The 1,374-nt window shown below is 36.5% G+C and carries 1 protein-coding gene; it reads left to right on the forward strand.

Features of this window, described 5'->3' with window-relative positions; translation table 11 throughout:
* Window positions 1-114 precede the first annotated feature (114 nt).
* Window positions 115-1,329: an ISL3 family transposase gene (locus LT143_RS20295; protein WP_246946200.1), complete on the forward strand. Its 1,215-nt coding sequence runs from the start codon at window positions 115-117 to the stop codon at window positions 1,327-1,329.
* The last annotated feature ends 45 nt before the right edge of the window (window positions 1,330-1,374 follow it).

Consider the following 1,374-nt stretch of genomic DNA (forward strand, 5'->3'; position numbering starts at 1 on the left):
ATATTTGTTGGGGTACTTATACAATTTGATTTGGCAAAAAAAATACACGCAAACTGCCTATTCTTTTATACTTGAATTGACGAGAAACAAGTAGAGAATGGAGTTTACGTGTATATGAATCTTATCATGAATTTACCCGGAATGAAAGATGTACTAGTTAAGAAGGTTGTGGAAGCTGGAGAGTTTATTCAAATCCACCTGGAGTTAGAGCGGAGGATACATCGTTGTCCTACTTGTGATCAACGTACTAAGCGCGTACACGATTATCGCATTCAGAAGATTGAACATCTAAAGTGGTTTGAAAGAAAAACACAACTATTCTATAGAAGACGTCGCTACGCATGTACTTGTGGTAAACGGTTTTCAGAGAAAACAGAAATTGTAGAGCGTTATCAACGTACCTCTGTTGAGTGGAATCAAGCGGTTTCCATAAGAGCGATAAAAGGTAAATCCTTTAAAGAAACAAGTGAAATCTATGGAACCTCATCCTCGACCGTGGTACGTAGATTTGATCAAATTGCTAACAATGAGATTAAAAAGGTTGAGCTATTACCAACAGTCATTGCGATTGATGAGTACAAAGGTGATACCAGAGAGGGCAAATATCAGTTGATCATAGCTGATGGGGTAACGAAACAACCTCTGGATATACTACCAAATCGATATAAAAATACGATTAAGCATTACTTAAAAAAGCACGGGGCAAACGTTCAAATTGTCATTATGGATATGAGTTCTGCATTTAAAGCAGCTGTCCAAGAAGCACTAGGTAAACCAGTCATCGTTGCCGATAGATTTCACTTTTGTAGGTATATTTACTGGGCTCTAGATAAGGTTAGAAGAAAAGTTCAGGCAGACTTCCATGATTATGATCGAAAGACTTGTAAGAGAATGAAACACGTATTTCATAAAGCGAATGAACGATTAACTGAGGACGAACGCTGGCATTTAGCTCGCTATTTAGATATGTCTGATGAATTAAAACAAGCGTATGAATTGAAAGAAGCTTATTGTAAATGGTTTAAGAGGGCTAAAGAGATTGGCCAAGAAGACATTATTACCGTTAAGCAAGAACTCGTAGAGTTTTACAAGATGGTTGAATTGGCTGACATATCAGAACTAAGTAATGCCATTAAAACCTTTAAGAATTGGCAAATAGAGATTCTTAACAGCTTTGTCTATAACTACTCTAATGGATTTTTAGAAGGGATAAATAACTCGACTAAAGTGATCAAAAGGAATGCCTATGGCTATAGAAGCTTTTTACGTTTCAGAGCAAAGATATTATTAACTAATCAGTATAAGAGAATAGGTACTCATATTGGATAAGGGTGACGACTACTTAGTCATCACCCCAACATTTGACGTAGAACC

The organism is Bacillus pinisoli (assembly GCF_023036475.1).
In the GTDB taxonomy this organism is placed as follows: domain Bacteria; phylum Bacillota; class Bacilli; order Bacillales; family SA4; genus Bacillus_BS; species Bacillus_BS pinisoli.

Coding starts and splice junctions, on each gene's coding strand:
- LT143_RS20295 (WP_246946200.1), top strand. CDS start 115: ATGAATCTTATCATGAATTTACCCGGAATGAAAGATGTACTAGTTAAG.